The sequence below is a fragment of the Pseudomonas sp. Pseusp21 genome, from assembly GCF_059492145.1.
This window is the reverse complement of sequence record NZ_CP168520.1, coordinates 2,512,150-2,532,190: the sequence shown is the minus strand read 5'-3', so window position 1 is coordinate 2,532,190 and position 20,041 is coordinate 2,512,150. Positions and strand designations below refer to the sequence as shown.

Sequence of the window (20,041 nt, the reverse complement as noted above, 5' to 3'; positions counted from 1 at the left end):
CGGCGATGATAGCGCAGCCGGCGCCTCGAACCCTTAAATCAGGCTTAAGAGCCTGTTTTTTCCAGCTTCAGCGCCAACAGGCGCCATTCGGCAGGTGTCGCGTCGACGCTTGGCTGTTCCTGTACGGAGCAGTCGAAGCGGTACGTCACATCGTCGCCATTCATGTTCCGCGCGGTGACGGTGTTGCTGAAGGTGTAGACCTGATCCTTGAAGCGCTGCGGCGTGAGGCTTTTGCTGTCAGCAAACCGGGCAGAGGCGGGGAAGCGCAAGGTGCTGGTCACGAACGGGCTGCACATGACATACGCGAGCATCGACTTGTCGCCCTGGGCGTCGGCGCGCAGTTTTTTGCTCAACGCCGTCAGGGCCTTGCGCCCCTCATCATCACTCTGGTCGATCACGGATTGCACCGACATCGACTTCGGCGCGCGACTGGCATAGTTCGGCAACAACGCGGAATCCGCTGGAGAGGGCTTGTTGTCCGGCTCGATAGCGGCAAACACCGGCGCATCTTTCTGCGCAGCAGGGCTTGCAACCGCCTCGGCTTCCGGCAGCAACGAGGTCGGCTCGGCTTCCTGCTGTGCCACGACGTTTTCGGTCTGCGCGGATTCGTAGCGATGCGCCGACGGGAACAGTGAAAAAGTGATCGCCAGCACCACCATCGAAACAATGAAACCGCCCGCGACACCGACCAGGTTGGCGTAAAACAGATTCCAGCTGCCGCGGTTTTTCACCACCCAGCGCCACATGAAACCCCAGGCCGCGACAAATGCCAGAAAACGCAGAAACTCCATTCGATCCTTTCCTTTTAACCTTTCGCAAAACCCGGAACACGACGGGGGCGTCAAGATACCAAACCTGGTGCATCGCGCCATCAACGCGTCGATCGTTACTCCATGGCATGGATATTCAGTCAAGCGCCTGGATAGATAAGTCGGGTGGTCAGTAGCAGGGCAATAGCTCCCGCCGCGGTCCCATAGACAGCCCCGATCAGATGACGGAGCAGACTGGACTCAGGTCGCTTGAGCTGTGCGACCCACATCCACATGCCGACCAGTGCTCCCGCGCCGCTCATCACAATCAGCAGGCTGCGCGCCGGAATCGGTGGCATCGCCATATTCGCGCCAGCGAAGATCCACTGGTACAGGATCACAAACACCCAGCCTACGATCCAGCCGCTGATGAAGCCGGCGCAGTTCGCTACCAGCAAATTCCAGCGGCCCCTTTCGCCCACGACCCAGATCCAGGTCACAACGTGGACAAACATGAAAAGCCAAGCGTCCATTGCGATCTTTTTCCTGAAAGACATTTCACTTGAGAGGACGTCAGTGCCTCTATTTTCAATAAGGTCGCAAGATAGCAAAATAGTATCATGGCGCCACTATCTTCATCCTCCCCAACTGAAGTGCCAGATGCCACTGCCGGCATTTCTGTAAGGCCTTACAGTACGTCTTTCAAATAGCCCTTGAGTGCAAGGAGCGGTGCGTCCAACTGCTCCATCGAACGTGCCTGGTTGAAATCGGCGGACAGTTTGTGCAACTCCCGCCCCAACGGCTTTTCCAAACCGCCCAGGGCATCCATCGCCAGCGCCAGGCACTCATTCATCTTGAACTGGATCGTCTCGACATCACCCCGGCGCACCAGCAGTTCGAACACGTCTTTCTGATAGTCGCCCATGACCATGTCATCGCGCAGAATCGGGCTCAGGTCTTCTTCCTCATACGCGAGTTTGAGGGAGAACAGGGCGACGGTTTCCAGTGACGTTTCCATGGGGTGAACCTGTGTGAGATCTCGCCGGAGGGCCAGCGGCACTTTCCGACAGACGAAAAAAAAGGCCTTGCTAAGCAAGACCTTTTCTAATTTTGGTGCCCCGAGGGAGACTCGAACTCCCACTCCTTTCGAAAACGGATTTTGAATCCGCCGCGTCTACCAATTCCGCCATCAGGGCTCAATGGCGGCGAAGTATAGAGAGGTGCCTACCGTTGGTCAATCACGTTTCATGGTCAATTTTCGATATTTCCGCTAGACTTTCCGGCCCTGCTAGACGAACCCCATCATGCGCGTTGCTGACTTTACCTTCGAGCTTCCTGATTCGCTGATTGCCCGCCATCCTTTGGCCGAGCGTCGCGGTAGTCGCCTGTTGACCCTGGATGGGGTCAGCGGCGCCCTGGCACACCGTCAATTCACTGATCTGCTGGAGCATTTGCGCCCCGGCGATCTGATGGTGTTCAACAATACCCGGGTGATTCCGGCGCGCCTGTTCGGGCAGAAGGAGTCCGGCGGCAAGCTGGAAATCCTCATCGAACGCGTGCTCGATACCCACCGCGTGCTGGCTCATGTGCGTTCCAGCAAGTCGCCGAAACCGGGTTCGAAGATCCTGATCGACGGCGGCGGCGAAGCCGAGATGCTGGCGCGTCACGATGCGCTGTTCGAGCTGGGGTTTGCCGAAGAAGTGCTGCCGCTGCTCGATCGCGTCGGACACATGCCGTTGCCTCCTTATATAGACCGCCCGGACGAAGGTTCGGATCGCGAGCGCTATCAGACCGTGTATGCCGAGAAGCTCGGCGCGGTGGCGGCGCCGACTGCCGGGCTGCATTTCGATCAGACGCTGATGGAGGCGATCGCCGCCAAGGGCGTCGAGACTGCGTTCGTCACGCTGCACGTTGGCGCCGGCACCTTCCAGCCGGTGCGTGTCGAGAAGATCGAAGATCACCACATGCACACCGAGTGGCTGGAAGTCGGTCAGGACGTGGTCGATGCAGTCGCCGCTTGCCGTGAGCGCGGCGGTCGAGTCATCGCTGTCGGCACCACCAGCGTGCGTTCGCTGGAAAGCGCCGCCCGCGATGGCGTACTTAAACCGTTCAGCGGCGACACCGACATCTTTATCTTCCCGGGCCGGCCGTTCCATGTGGTCGATGCGCTGGTCACCAATTTCCATTTGCCTGAATCCACGCTGTTGATGCTGGTTTCGGCCTTCGCCGGTTATCCGGAAACCATGGCTGCCTACAAAGCCGCGGTCGATAACGGATACCGCTTTTTCAGCTACGGTGATGCGATGTTCATCACCCGTAATCCCGCGCCGCGCGGCCCAGAGGAAACAGTATGAGTCGCACCTGTCGTATGTCTTTCGAGTTGCTTGCCACCGATGGCAAGGCTCGTCGTGGTCGTCTGACCTTCCCTCGTGGCACCGTCGAGACCCCGGCCTTCATGCCGGTGGGCACTTACGGCACGGTCAAGGGCATGTTGCCGCGTGACATCGTCGCCACCGGCGCGGAGATCATTCTGGGCAACACCTTCCACCTGTGGCTGCGCCCGGGTACCGAAGTGATCAAGGAACACGGCGACCTGCACGATTTCATGCAGTGGAAAGGCCCGATCCTGACCGACTCCGGCGGTTTCCAGGTGTTCAGCCTCGGGGCCATGCGCAAGATCAAGGAGGAGGGCGTGACCTTTGCCTCCCCGGTTGACGGCTCGAAAGTGTTCATGGGCCCGGAAGAGTCGATGCAGGTCCAGCGCGACCTGGGCTCGGACATCGTGATGATCTTCGACGAATGCACCCCGTACCCGGCTGACGAAGACGTGGCCCGTGTGTCCATGGAGCTGTCGCTGCGCTGGGCTCAGCGTTCGAAGAATGCCCATGGCGACAACACGGCGGCGCTGTTCGGCATCGTCCAGGGCGGCATGCACCAGGACCTTCGCATGCGCTCGCTGGAAGGCCTGGACAAGATTGGCTTCGATGGCCTGGCCATCGGCGGTCTGTCGGTGGGCGAACCCAAGCATGAAATGATCAACGTGCTGGACTACCTGCCGGGCATGATGCCGGCTGACAAACCTCGTTACCTTATGGGCGTTGGCAAACCGGAAGATCTGGTTGAGGGTGTGCGCCGCGGTGTGGACATGTTCGATTGCGTGATGCCAACCCGTAATGCCCGCAATGGGCATCTGTTCATTGATACAGGCGTGCTGAAGATCCGTAACGCGTTCCATCGCCATGATGATTCGCCGCTGGATCCGACCTGCGATTGCTATACCTGCCAGAACTTCTCCCGCGCTTATCTGCATCATCTGGACAAGTGCGGCGAAATGCTCGGCAGTATGCTCAATACCATCCACAATTTGCGCCATTATCAGGTGCTGATGGCTGGTTTGCGCGAGGCTATTCAACAGGGTACATTGGCCGCCTTTGTCGATGCCTTCTACGCCAAACGCGGGCTTCCCGTTCCGCCTTTGGACTGAGTTTTCTGACCCCAAGATTCAACATTTGCAACTGGAGTGCTAAATGAGCTTTTTTATCTCTAATGCCATGGCTGACGCGGCTGCACCGGCTGCAGCGCCTATGGGCGGCGGCTTCGAGTGGATTTTCCTGGTCGGCTTCCTGGTCATCTTCTACCTGATGATCTGGCGTCCACAGGCCAAGCGCGCCAAAGAGCAGAAGAACCTGCTGAGCAGCCTGCAGAAGGGTGACGAAGTGGTCACCACCGGCGGCATCGCCGGCAAGATCACCAAAGTGGCCGATGACTTCGTGGTTCTGGAAGTTTCCGACACCGTGGAAATGAAGTTCCAGAAGGGCGCCATCGCCGCCACGCTGCCAAAAGGCACGCTGAAAGCGATCTAAGGTTCCAACTTCTACTCAATCGACGGGGCGCGCAAGGCGCCCCGCGTTCATAACGGGCGGCGTGATGCTGAACAAATATCCTCTGTGGAAATACATTCTGATCCTGGCGGTGCTGGCGATCGGTCTGATTTATTCCGCTCCGAATCTATACCCCGATGACCCGGCCATTCAGATCAGCGGCGCCAGCACGGCCCTGCAGGTCAACCAGGCCGATCTGGATCGCGTAAGCACCGCGCTCAAGGAATCCGGGATCAACGTCAAGGCTTCGAGCCTGGCTGCGAACGGCAAGGGCGGTCTGATCCGTCTGACCAAGGCTGAAGACCAACTGCCGGCCAAAGACGTTGTCCGCAAGGCATTGGGTGATGACTACGTCGTCGCGCTGAACCTGGCACAAACCACCCCGCAATGGCTGCGCAGCGTGGCCGCGCACCCGATGAAACTGGGTCTGGACTTGTCCGGTGGTGTGCACTTCCTGCTGGAAGTGGACATGGACAAAGCGCTCGACGCCCGCCTGAAAGTCTACGAAGGCGACGTCAAGAGCCTGTTGCGCAAAGAGAAACTGCGTTATCGCAGCCTGCCGCAACTCAATGGCGCCATTCAGCTGGGCTTCAGCGATGCTGACTCCCGCGAACAGGCCCGTGCGCTGATCCGCAAGAATTTCAACGATTTCGACATTGTTCCGGCCGACCTCAACGGTCAACCGGTGCTGCGTCTGGCGATGACCCCGGCCAAGCTGGCGGAAATCCGTGAATACTCCATCAAGCAGAACTTGACCACGGTACGTAACCGCGTCAATGAGCTGGGTGTTGCCGAGCCAATCGTCCAGCGTCAGGGTGCCAACCGTATCGTGGTTGAGCTGCCGGGCGTGCAGGACACTGCCGAAGCCAAGCGTATCCTCGGCAAGACGGCCAACCTCGAGTTCCGTCTGGCAGCAGAGCCGGGCGCTTCGAAAGCCACTTCCGAGACCTTTGAGTTCCGTGAGGGCAACCGTCCTCCGGCGCAGATCGAGCGTGGTCTGATCATCACCGGTGACCAGGTGACTGACGCCAAGGCCGGTTTCGGCGAGCACGGCACCCCTGAAGTGAACATCCGTCTGGATGGTCACGGTGGCGAGCTGATGAGCCGCGCGACCCGCAGCAACGTCGGTCGCAGCATGGCGGTGATCTTCATCGAGCAGCGTCCGGTCACCACTTACACCAAGCAAGTGGTCGACGGCGTCGAGAAAGACGTCGCGGTGCAGACCTTCAAGGAAGAGAAGAAGATCATCAGCCTGGCGACCATTCAGTCGCCGCTGGGTGCGCAGTTCCGTATCACCGGCCTGAACGGCCAGGGCGAGTCGTCCGAGCTGGCGCTGCTGCTGCGTGCCGGTGGTCTGGCTGCTCCGATGTACTTCGCTGAAGAGCGCACCATCGGCCCGAGCCTCGGTGCGGACAACATCACCAAGGGTATCGATGCATCGCTGTGGGGCATGCTGTTCGTCTCGCTGTTCATCATCGCCATCTACCGTTTCTTCGGCCTGATCGCCACCGTCGCACTGGCGGTGAACATGGTGCTGCTGCTGGCGCTGATGTCGCTGCTGGGCGCCACGCTGACCCTGCCGGGTATCGCCGGTATCGTGTTGACCATGGGTATGGCGGTCGACGCCAACGTACTGATCTTCTCGCGGATTCGTGAAGAGATCGCCGCCGGCATGACCGTGCAGCGTGCTATCAACGAAGGCTTCGGTCGGGCATTCACTGCGATTCTCGACGCCAACCTGACCACCTTGCTGGTCGGCGGCATCCTCTTCGCCATGGGCACCGGCCCGGTGAAGGGCTTCGCAGTCACCATGTCCCTCGGGGTACTGACTTCGATGTTCACGGCCATCATGGTCACCCGCGCGATGGTCAACCTGATCTTCGGCGGTCGTGACTTCAAGAAGTTGTGGATTTAAGGGGCTGCCATGTTACGTACAATCAACTTCATGGGCGTCCGCAACTTTGCGTTCGGCGTCACCGTATTCCTGACCTTGCTGGCAATCTTCAGTGTGTTCCACAAGGGCATGAACTGGGGTCTGGACTTCACCGGCGGTACGCTCATCGAGCTGACCTACGAGCGTCCGGCCGATGTCACCAAGGTGCGCGAGCAGCTGGTTTCTTCCGGTTATCACGAAGCCGTCGTACAGAACTTCGGCGCGACCACCGATCTGCTGGTACGCATGCCGGGTGAAGACCCGCAGCTGGGCCATCAGGTGGCGGAAGCGCTGCAGAAGGTCGGCGGCGACAACCCAGCGACCGTCAAGCGCGTCGAGTTCGTCGGCCCGCAGGTCGGTGAAGAGCTGCGCGACCAGGGTGGCCTCGGCATGCTGCTGGCGCTCGGTGGCATCCTGATCTACCTGGCTTTCCGCTTTCAGTGGAAGTTTGCGGTCGGCGCCATCGTGTCGCTGATCCACGACGTGATCGTGACCGTGGGTATCCTGTCGTTCTTCCAGATTACCTTCGACCTGACGGTGCTGGCGGCGGTACTGGCGATCATCGGTTACTCGCTCAACGACACCATCGTCGTGTTCGACCGGGTGCGTGAGAACTTCCGTGTTCTGCGCAAGGCCACGCTGATCGAGAACATCAACATCTCGACCACCCAGACCCTGCTGCGGACCATCGCGACCTCGGTTTCGACCTTGCTGGCGATCGCGGCACTGTTGTTCTTCGGCGGTGACAACCTGTACGGCTTCTCCCTGGCGCTGCTGGTGGGTGTTCTGGCGGGTACTTACTCGTCGATCTACATCGCCAACGTGGTGCTGATCTGGCTGAACCTGTCGACCGAGGACTTGATTCCGCCGGTCAATACCGAGAAGGAAGTCGACGACCGTCCATAACGGCGTTTTTCCAGCGGTCAGACAAAAAAGACGCGAGTTGAACTCGCGTCTTTTTTTTTGCTCCAAGGCTGGGAGAAGCGCGGGCGCGTCCCGCATGTGATGGTCAGGAGGTTCATGTGAACAAGTCGTTGCTGGTTGGTGCGGTATTGGGTGCTGTCGGTGTGACTGCCGGGGGTGCTGTTGCCACCTACAGCCTGGTTAAAAGCGGCCCTGAGTATGCGCAAGTGCTGGCCGTAGAACCGGTCAAAACACAGATCAAGACTCCACGTGAAGTGTGCAAGGATGTGACAGTGACCCGGCAGGCGCCGGTGAAAGATCAACACCAGATTGCCGGCACCGTGGTCGGTGCGCTGGCAGGTGGTCTGCTGGGTAACCAGATCGGCGGCGGCACCGGCAAGAAGATTGCCACGGTGGCCGGTGCGGTCGGTGGCGGTTACGCCGGTAACAAGGTTCAGGAGGGTATGCAGGAGCGTGATACCTACACCACGACTCAGACTCGCTGTAACACGGTGAATGACATCAGCGACAAGGTTGTGGGCTACGACGTCCGGTATTCGCTGGATGGGAAGGAAGGCAAGGTGCGGATGGATCGTGATCCGGGCAACCAGATCCCGGTCGACAAGGAAGGCAAGCTGATCCTGTCGCAGAACGAGCCAGGCCAGTGATTGGTTGACGGCTTATAAGAAAAGCACCCTTCGGGGTGCTTTTTCATGCCCATAAAAAAACACCCCGAAGGGTGTTTTTTTTGGTTTCGCGAAACGCTTAGCGCTTCAGCGAGGCCGGCAGGTGCGGCTGGATCGCCGTCAGAACTGCCTTGAAGCATTTGGTGTTGCCGGCAACGACGTGGCCTTTTTCAAGGAAGTCGTGACCGCCGGTGAAGTCGCTCACCAGGCCGCCTGCTTCCTGAATCAGCAGGGCGCCAGCGGCCATGTCCCACTCGGACAGACCCGACTCCCAGAACGCGTCGAAACGGCCGGCGGCCACGTAAGCCAGGTCCAGGCTCGCCGAACCGGCGCGGCGGATGCCGGCAGTTTGGCCAACCAGGGCGCGGAACATGCCCAGGTAGTTGTCGAGGTTGTCCATCTGGTCGTCACGGAACGGGAAACCTGTACCGAGCAGAGCGCCGTCCAGGCTGGTACGACCGCTGACACGCAGGCGACGACCGTTCAGTTGAGCGCCGCGACCACGGCTGGCGGTGAATTCTTCCTGGCGAACCGGGTCCAGAACAACGGCGTGTTCCAGGCGACCACGGTATTTGCAGGCAATGCTGACAGCGAAGTGAGGAATGCCGCGCAGGAAGTTGGTGGTGCCGTCCAGCGGATCGATGATCCACAGGTATTCTTCGCCTTCGATGCCGGTGCCGGCGTGCAGGCCGGTCTCTTCACCCATGATCGAGTGATTCGGGTAAGCCTTGCGCAGGGCGTCGATGATTTTCTGTTCGGCGGCGCGATCGACCTCGGATACGTAATCCTTGGCGTCTTTTTCGTCGACCTTGATGGTATCCAGGCGCTCGATGGAGCGGAAGATCAGTTCACTGGCGCTGCGGGCGGCGCGCAGCGCGATATTCAGCATGGGCTGCATGGATGTGTCACCTAAGGTTGTTAAAGAAAGCCGCGCATTCTATCAGAACTTTTCTTCAGGTGAAGGTCGCTGTTCGCTTTCATAGCTTAACGGTAGGCTGTTCTGTAAGATTTGCACCCCTTTGCCGAGTCCGAGAGCGCCCGCCGTGCTGCAAAATATTCGTGTCGTCCTGGTCAATACCAGCCATCCGGGAAACATCGGCGGGACCGCGCGCGCCATGAAAAACATGGGCCTGTCGCGGCTGGTGCTGGTTGATCCGCGAGTCTTCCCGCATCACGAAGCCGATGCCCGTGCTTCCGGTGCCGGTGACATCCTTGAAAACGCGCAAGTCGTCGCCACCTTGGAAGACGCTCTGGTCGGTTGCAATCTGGTGCTCGGCACCAGTGCCCGTGACCGGCGTATTCCCTGGCCATTGCTGGACCCGCGCGAGTGCGGGACCAAAGTGGTCGAGGAGGCCGGGCAGGGCGCGGAAATCGCGCTGGTGTTCGGTCGTGAAGATTCCGGCCTGACCAATGACGAGCTGCAGCGATGTCACTATCACGTGCACATCCCCTCCGATCCTGAGTTCAGCTCGCTGAACCTTGGGGCGGCGGTGCAGGTGTTGAGCTATGAAGTGCGCATGGCGTGGTTGGCCGCGCAAGGTCAGCCGACCAAGATCGAGAAGGAAGAAGTGGCCTCCGTGAAAAGCGCAGAGCTTGCGACCATGGATGAGCTGGAGCGGTTCTATGAACACCTGGAGCAGACTCTGGTGGCCATCGAATTCCTCGATCCGGAAAAACCACGGCACTTGATGGCGCGCCTGCGCCGGTTGTATGGACGCAGCTCGGTCAGCCGGGCGGAAATGAATATTTTGCGTGGCATCCTCACGGAAACCCAGAAAGCGGCCCGTGGCGAGCTCCTTAAGCGGAAGGATTAATGATGTTCGAGCGTTTGCGTGAAGATATCCAGAGCGTATTCCACCGAGACCCGGCGGCGCGTAACGCTTTTGAAGTCCTGACCTGCTACCCCGGCATGCATGCGATCTGGATTCATCGACTGGCCGGCATGCTCTGGCGCAACGATCTGAAATGGCTGGCGCGACTGGTGTCGAACTTCGGTCGCTGGCTCACCGGGATCGAGATCCATCCGGGTGCCAAGGTCGGTCGACGCTTCTTCATCGACCATGGCATGGGCATCGTGATCGGCGAAACCGCTGAAATCGGCGATGACGTGACGATCTATCAGGGCGTGACTCTGGGCGGCACCAGCTGGAACAAGGGCAAGCGCCACCCGACCCTCGGCGATGGCGTTGTGGTGGGGGCGGGCGCGAAGGTGCTCGGTCCGTTCACTGTGGGTGCCGGTGCCAAGGTCGGTTCCAATGCTGTGGTCACCAAGGAAGTGCCTCCGGGCGCCACCGTGGTGGGGATTCCGGGGCGTATCATCGTCAAGTCCGATGATGAGGCCGACGCCAAGCGCAAGGCGATGGCCGAGAAGATCGGCTTCGATGCCTACGGCGTCAGTGAGGACATGCCCGATCCGGTGGCGCGCGCCATCGGCCAGTTGCTCGATCACCTGCAAGCGGTGGACGGGCGTCTGGAAGGAATGTGCGGCGCGCTGAAGGATCTGGGCAGCAATTACTGTGCGAAAGATCTGCCTGAGCTGCGTGAAGAAGACTTCGCCTGCGTCAAGGGCAAGGACGAATCCAAGCTCCACTGACGCACTTGCAGGGCTGCTGCCAACCGGTGTGCCATTAGGCCGCAGACCCTGCTATCATTCGCGCGCTCTTTTGCGGGTAAACCCGACTAAAGCACTAGGTCTTATAGTTGACTTAAATGCTCGGGAATTGCATACTCCCGCCCATTCCGAACTCCGTGGTAATTGTCCATGCGACTGACTACAAAAGGCCGATACGCCGTGACCGCCATGCTTGACCTGGCGTTGCACGCGCAACACGGGCCGGTGTCCCTGGCCGATATCTCCGAGCGCCAAGGCATCTCCCTGTCCTATCTCGAACAGCTTTTCGCCAAGCTGCGCCGCAGTAACCTGGTTTCCAGCGTTCGCGGTCCGGGCGGTGGCTACCAGTTGTCCCGCGACATGCAGGGCATCCAGGTGGCTCAGGTGATCGATGCGGTGAACGAATCGGTCGATGCAACAAAATGCCAGGGCCAGGGCGACTGCCACTCCGGTGACACCTGCCTGACCCATCACCTGTGGTGCGACCTGAGCCTGCAGATTCACGAATTTCTCAGCGGTATCAGCTTGGCCGACCTCGTAACTCGCCGTGAGGTGCAGGAAGTGGCCCAGCGTCAGGATCAGCGTCGTTGCAATGGCAAGGCGCCGCGCCTGGACAAGATTGAAGCGTCCGCCGTCGAATGACAGCCAGAGAGCTAGCGGCACGCCAGCCAGCCTGATTTAGGAGATAGTCCATGAAATTGCCGATTTACCTTGATTACTCTGCGACCACCCCGGTCGATCCGCGCGTTGCGCAAAAAATGAGTGAATGCCTGCTGGTCGACGGAAACTTCGGTAACCCGGCGTCCCGTTCCCACGTGTTCGGCTGGAAAGCCGAAGAGTCCGTCGAAAACGCCCGTCGTCAGGTGGCCGATCTGGTCAACGCCGACCCGCGTGAAATCGTCTGGACCTCCGGTGCCACCGAGTCCGACAACCTGGCAATCAAGGGTGCGGCACATTTCTACGCCTCCAAGGGCAAGCATCTGATCACCTCCAAGATCGAGCACAAGGCTGTCCTCGACACCATGCGCCAACTGGAGCGTGAAGGTTTCGAAGTCACCTACCTCGATCCGACCGAAGATGGCCTGATCACCCCGGCCATGATCGAAGCCGCGCTGCGCGAAGACACCATCCTGGTGTCGGTAATGCACGTGAACAACGAAATCGGCACCGTCAACGACATCGCCGCCATCGGCGAGCTGCTTCGTTCCAAAGGCATCCTGTTCCACGTCGACGCCGCGCAGTCCACCGGCAAGGTCGAAATCGACCTGCAGAAACTGAAAGTCGACATGATGTCGTTCTCCGCCCACAAGACCTACGGCCCTAAAGGCATAGGCGCGCTGTACGTCAGCCGCAAGCCGCGTGTGCGCATCGAAGCGACCATGCACGGCGGCGGTCACGAACGTGGCATGCGTTCCGGCACCCTGGCGACTCACCAGATCGTCGGCATGGGCGAAGCGTTCCGTGTGGCCAAGGAAGACATGGCTGCCGAAAACGTCCGTATCAAGGCGTTAAGCGACCGCTTCTACAAGCAGGTCGAGCACCTGGAAGAGCTGTACGTCAACGGCAGCCTGACCGCCCGCGTTCCGCACAACCTGAACCTGAGCTTCAACTACGTTGAAGGCGAGTCGCTGATCATGGCGCTCAAGGATCTGGCGGTTTCGTCCGGTTCGGCCTGCACCTCGGCGTCGCTTGAGCCTTCGTACGTGCTGCGCGCCCTGGGCCGCAACGACGAACTGGCACACAGCTCGATCCGTTTCACCTTCGGCCGCTTCACCACCGAAGAAGAAATCGATTACGCCGCGCAGAAAGTCTGCGAGGCCGTTACCAAGCTGCGCGCTCTGTCGCCGCTGTGGGACATGTACAAAGACGGCGTCGATATCTCGAAGATCGAGTGGGCGGCACACTAAATATAGAAGCCGCCGGATACAGATCCTGTAGCGACGCGGCGGTTTACGCAGCGCAGTTGCAGGGTCTCAAGAGCGGCCCTGATGAGTGAGGATTGAGAATCATGGCTTACAGCGAAAAGGTCATCGACCACTACGAAAACCCGCGTAACGTCGGCAAGATGAACGCGGAAGATCCTGATGTCGGCACCGGCATGGTCGGCGCTCCGGCGTGCGGCGACGTGATGCGTCTGCAAATCAAGGTCAACGATCAGGGCGTTATCGAAGACGCCAAGTTCAAGACCTACGGCTGCGGTTCGGCTATCGCCTCCAGCTCCCTCGCTACCGAGTGGATGAAAGGCAAGACCCTGGACGAAGCTGAAACCATCAAGAACACTCAGCTGGCCGAAGAACTGGCCCTGCCGCCAGTGAAAATCCACTGCTCGGTTCTCGCTGAAGACGCCATCAAGGCCGCCGTTCGCGATTACAAGCAGAAGAAAGGCTTGATCTGACTTTCAAGATTTGGCGACGAGTAAGGAGTCAACGATGGCTATCAGCATGACAGAAGCGGCTGCTCGACACGTGCGGCGCTCCCTCGACGGGCGCGGCAAGGGTGAAGGGATTCGTCTGGGTGTTCGCACCACGGGCTGTTCCGGCCTTGCCTACGTGCTGGAGTTTGTCGACGAGGTGGTTGCAGAAGATCAGGTGTTCGAGAGTCACGGCGAGAAAGTGATCATCGATCCCAAGAGCCTGGCCTACCTCGACGGCACCGAGCTCGATTTCGTCAAGGAAGGGTTGAACGAGGGCTTCAAGTTCAACAACCCCAACGTACGCGGTGAATGTGGCTGCGGCGAAAGCTTCAACATCTGAGGCTTGTCGTGGGTATTCCTTGTCATTTCGCTTTATTCGAGTTGCAGCCGGGCTTCCGTCTGGATCTTGAGCAGTTGGCCACGCGCTATCGCGAGCTGGCGCGCGCCGTTCATCCTGACCGCTTTGCCGATGCTTCCGAGCGCGAGCAGCGGTCGGCGCTCGAGCAGTCTGCGCGGCTCAACGATGCCTACCAGACGCTCAAGAGTCCGGCCCAGCGTGCACGCTACCTGCTGACCATCAGCGGGCATGAAGTGCCGATGGAAGTCACTGTCCACGATCCCGAGTTTCTTCTGCAGCAGATGCAATGGCGCGAAGAGCTCGAAGATCTGCAGGACAGTGCCGACCTGGACGGTGTCGCGGCTTTCAAGCGTCGCCTGAAAACCGCCCAGGAAGAGCTCAACGAAAGCTTCGCAGCCTGTTGGGATGATGCAGCGCAGCGCGAACAGGCCGAACGCCTGATGCGGCGCATGCAGTTCCTCGACAAGCTCACCTACGAAGTGCGCCAGTTAGAAGAGCGCCTCGACGATTAACCCAGTGCCGCTCCGGTCGCACGCCTGATATACAGATAAGTCCTGATCACGATGGCCCTACTGCAGATCGCCGAACCCGGCCAAAGTCCTCAACCGCACCAGCGTCGTCTGGCTGTGGGAATCGACTTGGGTACTACCAATTCGCTGGTCGCTGCGTTGCGCAGTGGTCTTTCCGAGCCGCTGGCCGACGCCGAAGGGCGGGTCATCCTGCCTTCCGCCGTGCGTTATCACGCCGATCGCGTCGAAGTCGGCGAGTCAGCCAAGCTGGCCGCATCCTCCGATCCCCTGAATACCGTGCTGTCGGTCAAGCGCCTGATGGGTCGTGGTCTGTCCGACGTCAAGCAATTGGGCGATCAACTGCCGTACCGCTTTGTCGGCGGCGAATCGCACATGCCGTTCATCGACACCGTGCAGGGCCCTAAAAGCCCGGTCGAAGTCTCCGCCGATATCTTGAAAGTATTGCGTCAGCGCGCTGAGGCCACCCTTGGCGGTGAGTTGGTGGGCGCGGTGATCACCGTTCCGGCGTATTTCGACGATGCTCAGCGCCAGGCTACGAAGGACGCGGCGAAACTTGCCGGTCTGAACGTGTTGCGTCTGCTCAACGAGCCGACCGCTGCGGCGGTGGCATACGGTCTGGATCAGCATGCCGAAGGCCTGGTCGCCATTTACGATCTGGGTGGCGGTACCTTCGATATTTCGATTCTGCGCCTGACTGGCGGCGTCTTCGAAGTCCTGGCCACTGGCGGCGATAGCGCGCTGGGCGGCGATGACTTCGATCATGCGATTGCCGGCTGGATCATCGAGAGCGCCGGTTTGTCCGCCGACCTCGATCCGGGCGCACAGCGTAGCCTGCTGCAAGCCGCCTGCGCAGCCAAAGAAGCCCTGACGGATGCCGGCAGTGTTGAAGTTGCCTACGGCGACTGGAAAGCACTGCTGACCCGTGAAGCTTTCGATGCGCTGATCGAGCCAATGGTCGCTCGCAGCCTGAAAGCCTGCCGCCGCGCCGTGCGCGATTCCGGCGTCGAGCTGGAAGACGTGCACGCTGTGGTCATGGTCGGTGGTTCGACCCGCGTTCCACGTGTTCGCGAAGCCGTCGCCGAAGCCTTCGGGCGTCAGCCGCTGACCGAAATCGACCCGGATCAAGTGGTGGCCATCGGTGCTGCGATCCAGGCCGACACGCTGGCCGGCAACAAGCGCGATGGCGGCGAACTGCTGCTGCTCGACGTGATTCCGCTGTCCCTGGGGCTGGAAACCATGGGCGGCCTGATGGAGAAGGTGATTCCGCGTAACACCACCATCCCCGTCGCTCGTGCCCAGGACTTCACCACTTATAAAGATGGCCAGTCGGCCATGGCGATCCACGTGTTGCAGGGCGAGCGTGAGTTGATCTCCGATTGCCGCTCTCTGGCTCGCTTCGAATTGCGCGGCATCCCGGCGATGGTGGCCGGCGCGGCGAAAATTCGTGTGACCTTCCAGGTCGATGCCGACGGCCTGCTCAGCGTCTCTGCCCGTGAACTGGGTTCGGGCGTTGAAGCGAGCATCCAGGTCAAGCCGTCCTATGGCCTGACTGACGGCGAAATCGCCAAGATGCTGAAAGATTCGTTCCAGCACGCCAATGACGACAAAGTCGCCCGCGTTCTTCGCGAGCAGCAAGTCGATGCCCAGCGCCTGATCGAAGCGGTGCAGGGCGCTCTTGAGGCGGATGGCGAGCGCTTGCTCGACGCCGAAGAGCGCATGGTCATCGATCTGCAGGTGCAGGAACTGACCGAACTGATGAAAGGCACCGATGGTTACGCCATCGAGCAGCAGACCAAGCGTCTGTCGCAAGTGACCGATGCTTTTGCAGCCCGTCGTATGGATCAGACGGTGAAAGCCGCTCTGTCCGGGCGCAATCTGAATGAAATCGAGGATATCTGATGCCGCAGGTCATTTTTCTGCCCCACGAGAAGTTCTGCCCTGAAGGCATGGTCGTTGACGCTGCGCCTGGCACGTCGATCCTCGAACTGGCTCACGAACACCACATCGAGATGGAAAGCGCCTGCGGCGGCGTCTGCGCCTGCACCACTTGTCACTGCATCATCCGCGAGGGTTTCGACTCGCTGGAAGAAGCCGACGAGTTGGAGGAAGATTTCCTTGATCGTGCCTGGGGTCTGGAAGCCCAGTCGCGCCTGGCTTGTCAGGCTATCGTCGGTGAGGAAGACATCACCGTCGAAATTCCGAAATATTCGCTTAACCATGCGGCCGAAGCGCCGCACTGACTGGTAAGACTGTCATGAGCTACGGTTGGAATGATGTTCAACGTATTGCAGAAGAGCTGGCTGAGGCCAAGCCGGATGTCGATCCGCTTTCTGTCAATTTCGTCGACCTGCAGCGATGGATCATGGAACTTCCCGACTTTGATAACACCTCTGGCCGTGTTGGCGAGAAAGTGTTGGAAGCGGTTCAGGCTCTCTGGATCGAAGAAGTAGACTGATCGTCCTCGCAGGTTAGGCAATACCCAAGAACCCGCGTATAATTCGCGGGTTTAATTTTTCGCAAATTACCGTTTCTGGAGTTACACCATGGCTGTTCAACGTACTTTCTCCATCATCAAGCCTGACGCCGTTGCTAAAAACGTGATCGGCAAGATCACCACTCGCTTCGAAGACGCTGGCCTGCGCGTTGTAGCTTCGAAACTGAAGCAACTGTCCAAAGCCGAAGCCGAAGGCTTCTACGCTGAGCACAGCGCTCGTGGTTTCTTCGGCGACCTGGTTGCCTTCATGACTTCGGGTCCAGTTGTCGTTCAGGTTCTGGAAGGCGAAAACGCCATCGCTCGCAACCGTGAGCTGATGGGCGCTACCAACCCTAAAGAAGCTGCTCCAGGCACCATCCGTGCTGACTTCGCTGAATCGATCGACGCCAACGCCGTTCACGGTTCGGACTCCGAAGCCGCTGCTGCTCGCGAAATCGCTTACTTCTTCGCAGCTACTGAAGTAACCACTCGCTAAGCATTGGCTTAAGAGTGAAGGTGAATCCATGACGACATCGACTGTTAAAACCAACCTGCTGGGTCTGACCCAGCCGGAAATGGAAAAATTCTTCGACTCAATCGGGGAGAAGCGTTTCCGTGCCGGTCAGGTAATGAAATGGATTCACCACTTTGGCGTCGATGATTTCGACGCCATGACGAACGTCAGCAAGGCCTTGCGCGAAAAGCTCAAGGCTGTTGCTGAGGTCCGTGGTCCCGAAGTGGTCAGCGAGGACATTTCCAGCGACGGCACCCGCAAGTGGGTGGTGCGCGTGGCGTCCGGCAGCTGCGTCGAGACCGTTTACATTCCCCAGGGCAAACGCGGCACTCTGTGCGTTTCGTCCCAGGCAGGCTGTGCCCTGGACTGCAGTTTCTGCTCCACCGGCAAGCAAGGCTTCAACAGCAACCTCACCGCCGCCGAAGTCATCGGTCAGGTGTGGATTGCCAACAAATCCTTCGGCAGTGTTCCGGCTACCATCGACCGCGCCATCACCAACGTGGTGATGATGGGCATGGGCGAACCGCTGCTGAACTTCGACAACGTCGTGGCCGCCATGCATCTGATGATGGATGACCTGGGCTACGGGATCTCCAAGCGCCGCGTGACCCTGTCCACGTCGGGTGTGGTGCCGATGATCGATGAGCTGGCCAAGCACATCGACGTATCCCTGGCGTTGTCCCTGCACGCACCGAATGACGCATTGCGTAACCAATTGGTGCCGATCAACAAGAAATATCCGCTTAAGATGCTGCTCGAGTCGTGCCAGCGCTACATGTCCGCCCTTGGCGAGAAACGTGTGCTGACCATCGAGTACACCTTGCTCAAGGACGTCAACGACAAGCTTGAGCACGCCGTGGAAATGATCGAGCTGCTCAAAGATATTCCATGCAAGATCAACCTGATTCCGTTCAACCCGTTCCCGCATTCCGGGTATGAGCGGCCGAGCAACAACGCCATCCGCCGGTTCCAGGATCAGCTTCACCAGGCCGGTTTCAACGTCACCGTGCGCACCACCCGTGGTGAAGACATCGACGCGGCTTGTGGTCAATTGGTAGGGCAGGTGCTGGATCGCACCCGTCGCAGCGAACGTTACATCGCCGTGCGTGAGTTGAGCGCCGACAGCGATCTGGCACAGAACGCCGCGAACACTAACTAAGAGAGGATCTCTATGTCCCTGCGCTTTGCGCTGCTGTTGCTGTTGGCCAGCCTGTGTGCTGGTTGTGTCCTGTCGGGCGATTACAACCCGATGAAGACCAGCAAGGGCCGTGACGAAGCGCGGGCTGCCTACGTGCAGCTGGGGCTGGGATACTTGCAGCAGGGCATGACCGAACGGGCCAAGGTTCCACTGAAGAAAGCCCTGGAGCTGGACGGTTCGGATCCCGACGCCAATGCCGCGCTGGGGCTGGTGTTTCAGGCCGAGATGGAACCTGCGCTTGCTGACGAACACTTTCGCAAAGCCTTGTCCTCCCGTCCCGCCGATGCGCGCATCCTCAACAACTACGGCAGTTTTCTCTACGAAGAACAGCGTTACAAGGAAGCCTACGAGCGTTTTGAACAGGCGGCCGCCGATACCCTGTATCCTGAGCGTTCGCGGGTGTTCGAGAACCTCGGCATGACGGCGGCGAAGCTCGGACAGCGTGATCTGGCGCAGCAGCAGCTGGAAAAAGCACTGCGTTTGAACCGTCAGCAGCCACGGGCATTGCTGGAAATGGCTGAGTTGTCATTCGAAGACAGGCATTATGTGCCCGCGCGTGACTATTACGACCGTTTCAGCCAGCTCTCCGAGCAAAATGCACGTAGTCTGTTGCTCGCCGTTCGGTTGGCAAAAGTATTTGAAGATCGCGACAAGGCCGCCAGTGCGGGCCTGCAATTAAAACGACTCTATCCCGGTACGCCGGAATATCAGCAATACCTGTCGGAGCAATGATGAAAGCGGCGCATCCCGAAGTTGTAGCAGCGAATCGCGTTAACCCCGGTGAGACCCTGCGCCAGGCCCGCGAAAGCAATGGCTGGTCGCTGGCCGAAGTGGCCCTCAAGCTCAACCTCACCGTGACTTCCCTGAGCAATCTTGAAGCCGGCGCATTCGACAAGTTGCCCGGGCATACCTTCGCTCGCGGTTACATTCGCGCGTACGCCAAATTGCTCGGCATGGATCAGACCGTTCTGGTCCAGCAATTCGACCAGTCCACCGGCACTGACTCCCAAGGCAGCAACGTCCACGCTCTGGGTCGTATTGAAGAGCCGGTACGGGTTTCCCACACCATTTTGCGTATCGTCAGCCTGTTGCTGCTGATTGCGGTCATCGGCGGCGGTTTCGTCTGGTGGCAGGATCAGACCTCGCTGCGTACCAAGGACCTGATCGGCCTGGCGCCGGAGCATGTCGAAGTCGAAGGCGCCGACGGCACCACCCAGATTCATCCGCTGGACGAGCCGGAAGACCAGGCCGTCGCGGAAGGCGAAGCCGAGGGCTCAACCGCTCTGGCACTGCCTCAATCGGAATCCACGGCTGAATCGACCGGCGCCGAGACCGAGGCCGCAGCTCCTGCGACCGCACCGGTTGCTCCGGCACCTGCTGCGCCAGCCGCTACTCCGGCTGCACCGGCTCATACGCCAGCGCCTGTGGTTGCTGCTCCTGCAAATCCGGCACCTGCCGCTCCGGCCACGCCTGCACCGACCGTTGCTGCCCCGGCAGCTCCGGCCGTCGCGGCACCCGCGCCGACAGCGCCCGTAGCTCCGGTTGCAGGTCAAGGCCAGGTTCAGGTGCAGTTCATCGCCGATTGCTGGACTCAAGTGACCGATGGCAGCGGCAAAGTGCTGTACAGCGGCCTCAAGCGTAAGGGCGACAGCCTGTCTGTCGTCGGCAAGCCTCCGTTTGCCGTGCGTCTGGGCGTTGCCCGTGGCGCGCAGGTCAGCTACAACGGCCAGCCGGTCGATGTCGCTCCGTTCACCAGTGGCGAGACCGCTCGCCTGAAGTTGGGTCAATAAGT

General features: G+C 59.7%; 24 protein-coding genes and 1 tRNA gene. 20 read left to right on the top strand and 5 right to left on the bottom strand.

Going from position 1 to position 20,041, the window contains the following annotated elements; genetic code table 11:
* Positions 1 to 44: 44 nt before the first annotated feature.
* The 4 genes from ACEN93_RS11365 to ACEN93_RS11350 form a co-directional block, all read right to left on the bottom strand.
* A complete protein-coding gene (locus tag ACEN93_RS11365) occupies positions 45 to 791 on the bottom strand; it encodes a hypothetical protein (RefSeq protein WP_495611420.1) in 747 nt (248 codons plus the stop codon).
* Between the two features lie 119 nt (positions 792 to 910).
* Positions 911 to 1,282 (bottom strand): hypothetical protein, encoded by a 372-nt coding sequence (locus ACEN93_RS11360; protein WP_085610938.1) that lies wholly within the window; start codon positions 1,280 to 1,282, stop codon positions 911 to 913.
* Between the two features lie 155 nt (positions 1,283 to 1,437).
* Complete coding sequence (locus ACEN93_RS11355) at positions 1,438 to 1,767, bottom strand: hypothetical protein (RefSeq protein ID WP_074691023.1); 330 nt, start codon at positions 1,765 to 1,767, stop codon at positions 1,438 to 1,440.
* Positions 1,768 to 1,860: 93 nt separating this feature from the next.
* Positions 1,861 to 1,945, bottom strand: a tRNA-Leu gene (locus tag ACEN93_RS11350).
* A gap of 108 nt (positions 1,946 to 2,053) precedes the next feature.
* On the opposite strand from ACEN93_RS11350, the gene queA reads away from it, so the two are divergent.
* From queA to ACEN93_RS11320, 6 genes are all read left to right on the top strand, one after another.
* A complete protein-coding gene (gene queA / locus ACEN93_RS11345; RefSeq protein WP_240867804.1) occupies positions 2,054 to 3,103 on the top strand; it encodes a tRNA preQ1(34) S-adenosylmethionine ribosyltransferase-isomerase QueA in 1,050 nt (349 codons plus the stop codon).
* A 14-nt stretch (positions 3,104 to 3,117) separates the two neighbouring features.
* Positions 3,118 to 4,233 (top strand): tRNA guanosine(34) transglycosylase Tgt, encoded by a 1,116-nt coding sequence (gene tgt / locus ACEN93_RS11340; RefSeq protein ID WP_495611553.1) that lies wholly within the window; start codon positions 3,118 to 3,120, stop codon positions 4,231 to 4,233.
* A gap of 43 nt (positions 4,234 to 4,276) precedes the next feature.
* Positions 4,277 to 4,612, top strand: coding sequence for a preprotein translocase subunit YajC (gene yajC, locus ACEN93_RS11335; RefSeq protein WP_007956696.1), 336 nt, complete (start codon positions 4,277 to 4,279; stop codon positions 4,610 to 4,612).
* Positions 4,613 to 4,676: 64 nt separating this feature from the next.
* Positions 4,677 to 6,545 carry a protein translocase subunit SecD gene (secD, locus tag ACEN93_RS11330; RefSeq protein ID WP_039765691.1) on the top strand — a complete coding sequence of 623 codons (1,869 nt, stop codon included), beginning with the start codon at positions 4,677 to 4,679 and terminating at the stop codon, positions 6,543 to 6,545.
* A gap of 9 nt (positions 6,546 to 6,554) precedes the next feature.
* The gene (gene secF / locus ACEN93_RS11325; protein ID WP_085684627.1) at positions 6,555 to 7,469 is read left to right on the top strand and encodes a protein translocase subunit SecF; all 915 of its coding nucleotides are present in this window, start codon (positions 6,555 to 6,557) and stop codon (positions 7,467 to 7,469) included.
* 116 nt (positions 7,470 to 7,585) lie between these two features.
* Positions 7,586 to 8,134 (top strand): glycine zipper 2TM domain-containing protein, encoded by a 549-nt coding sequence (locus tag ACEN93_RS11320; RefSeq protein ID WP_007956693.1) that lies wholly within the window; start codon positions 7,586 to 7,588, stop codon positions 8,132 to 8,134.
* Positions 8,135 to 8,231: 97 nt separating this feature from the next.
* Here the strand turns inward: ACEN93_RS11320 and suhB are convergent, their stop codons facing one another.
* On the bottom strand, positions 8,232 to 9,050 hold the full coding sequence (gene suhB, locus ACEN93_RS11315) for a type III secretion system regulator SuhB (RefSeq protein WP_007941397.1): 819 nt from the start codon (positions 9,048 to 9,050) through the stop codon (positions 8,232 to 8,234).
* A gap of 145 nt (positions 9,051 to 9,195) precedes the next feature.
* Between suhB and trmJ the strand changes: the two genes are divergently transcribed.
* From trmJ to ACEN93_RS11245, 14 genes are all read left to right on the top strand, one after another.
* Complete coding sequence (gene trmJ / locus ACEN93_RS11310) at positions 9,196 to 9,966, top strand: tRNA (cytosine(32)/uridine(32)-2'-O)-methyltransferase TrmJ (RefSeq protein ID WP_007956692.1); 771 nt, start codon at positions 9,196 to 9,198, stop codon at positions 9,964 to 9,966.
* 2 nt (positions 9,967 to 9,968) lie between these two features.
* Entirely contained in the window at positions 9,969 to 10,745 is a 777-nt protein-coding gene (gene cysE, locus ACEN93_RS11305; protein ID WP_007956691.1) for a serine O-acetyltransferase, read from the top strand.
* A gap of 168 nt (positions 10,746 to 10,913) precedes the next feature.
* Positions 10,914 to 11,405 (top strand): Fe-S cluster assembly transcriptional regulator IscR, encoded by a 492-nt coding sequence (gene iscR, locus ACEN93_RS11300; RefSeq protein ID WP_007956690.1) that lies wholly within the window; start codon positions 10,914 to 10,916, stop codon positions 11,403 to 11,405.
* Between the two features lie 50 nt (positions 11,406 to 11,455).
* Positions 11,456 to 12,670 (top strand): IscS subfamily cysteine desulfurase, encoded by a 1,215-nt coding sequence (locus ACEN93_RS11295; protein ID WP_007956689.1) that lies wholly within the window; start codon positions 11,456 to 11,458, stop codon positions 12,668 to 12,670.
* Between the two features lie 101 nt (positions 12,671 to 12,771).
* Positions 12,772 to 13,158 carry a Fe-S cluster assembly scaffold IscU gene (iscU, locus tag ACEN93_RS11290; protein WP_003227907.1) on the top strand — a complete coding sequence of 129 codons (387 nt, stop codon included), beginning with the start codon at positions 12,772 to 12,774 and terminating at the stop codon, positions 13,156 to 13,158.
* Between the two features lie 34 nt (positions 13,159 to 13,192).
* A complete protein-coding gene (gene iscA / locus ACEN93_RS11285) occupies positions 13,193 to 13,516 on the top strand; it encodes an iron-sulfur cluster assembly protein IscA (RefSeq protein WP_003227904.1) in 324 nt (107 codons plus the stop codon).
* A gap of 8 nt (positions 13,517 to 13,524) precedes the next feature.
* Positions 13,525 to 14,046, top strand: a complete 522-nt coding sequence (hscB, locus tag ACEN93_RS11280; protein WP_039765708.1) for a co-chaperone HscB — start codon at positions 13,525 to 13,527, stop codon at positions 14,044 to 14,046.
* A gap of 51 nt (positions 14,047 to 14,097) precedes the next feature.
* Positions 14,098 to 15,963, top strand: coding sequence for a Fe-S protein assembly chaperone HscA (gene hscA, locus ACEN93_RS11275; RefSeq protein ID WP_495611419.1), 1,866 nt, complete (start codon positions 14,098 to 14,100; stop codon positions 15,961 to 15,963).
* Complete coding sequence (gene fdx / locus ACEN93_RS11270) at positions 15,963 to 16,304, top strand: ISC system 2Fe-2S type ferredoxin (protein WP_007956685.1); 342 nt, start codon at positions 15,963 to 15,965, stop codon at positions 16,302 to 16,304. The genes hscA and fdx overlap by 1 nt, the downstream gene beginning before the upstream one ends.
* 14 nt (positions 16,305 to 16,318) lie before the next feature.
* Positions 16,319 to 16,519: a Fe-S cluster assembly protein IscX gene (iscX, locus tag ACEN93_RS11265; protein ID WP_027619659.1), complete on the top strand. Its 201-nt coding sequence runs from the start codon at positions 16,319 to 16,321 to the stop codon at positions 16,517 to 16,519.
* A gap of 88 nt (positions 16,520 to 16,607) precedes the next feature.
* The gene (gene ndk, locus ACEN93_RS11260) at positions 16,608 to 17,033 is read left to right on the top strand and encodes a nucleoside-diphosphate kinase (protein WP_039765715.1); all 426 of its coding nucleotides are present in this window, start codon (positions 16,608 to 16,610) and stop codon (positions 17,031 to 17,033) included.
* Positions 17,034 to 17,061: 28 nt separating this feature from the next.
* Positions 17,062 to 18,210: a dual-specificity RNA methyltransferase RlmN gene (gene rlmN, locus ACEN93_RS11255; protein ID WP_007964428.1), complete on the top strand. Its 1,149-nt coding sequence runs from the start codon at positions 17,062 to 17,064 to the stop codon at positions 18,208 to 18,210.
* A 12-nt stretch (positions 18,211 to 18,222) separates the two neighbouring features.
* On the top strand, positions 18,223 to 18,981 hold the full coding sequence (pilW, locus tag ACEN93_RS11250; RefSeq protein WP_007956682.1) for a type IV pilus biogenesis/stability protein PilW: 759 nt from the start codon (positions 18,223 to 18,225) through the stop codon (positions 18,979 to 18,981).
* Positions 18,981 to 20,039: a RodZ domain-containing protein gene (locus ACEN93_RS11245; RefSeq protein WP_074691026.1), complete on the top strand. Its 1,059-nt coding sequence runs from the start codon at positions 18,981 to 18,983 to the stop codon at positions 20,037 to 20,039. Before pilW ends, ACEN93_RS11245 begins: the two co-directional genes overlap by 1 nt.
* The last annotated feature ends 2 nt before the right edge of the window (positions 20,040 to 20,041 follow it).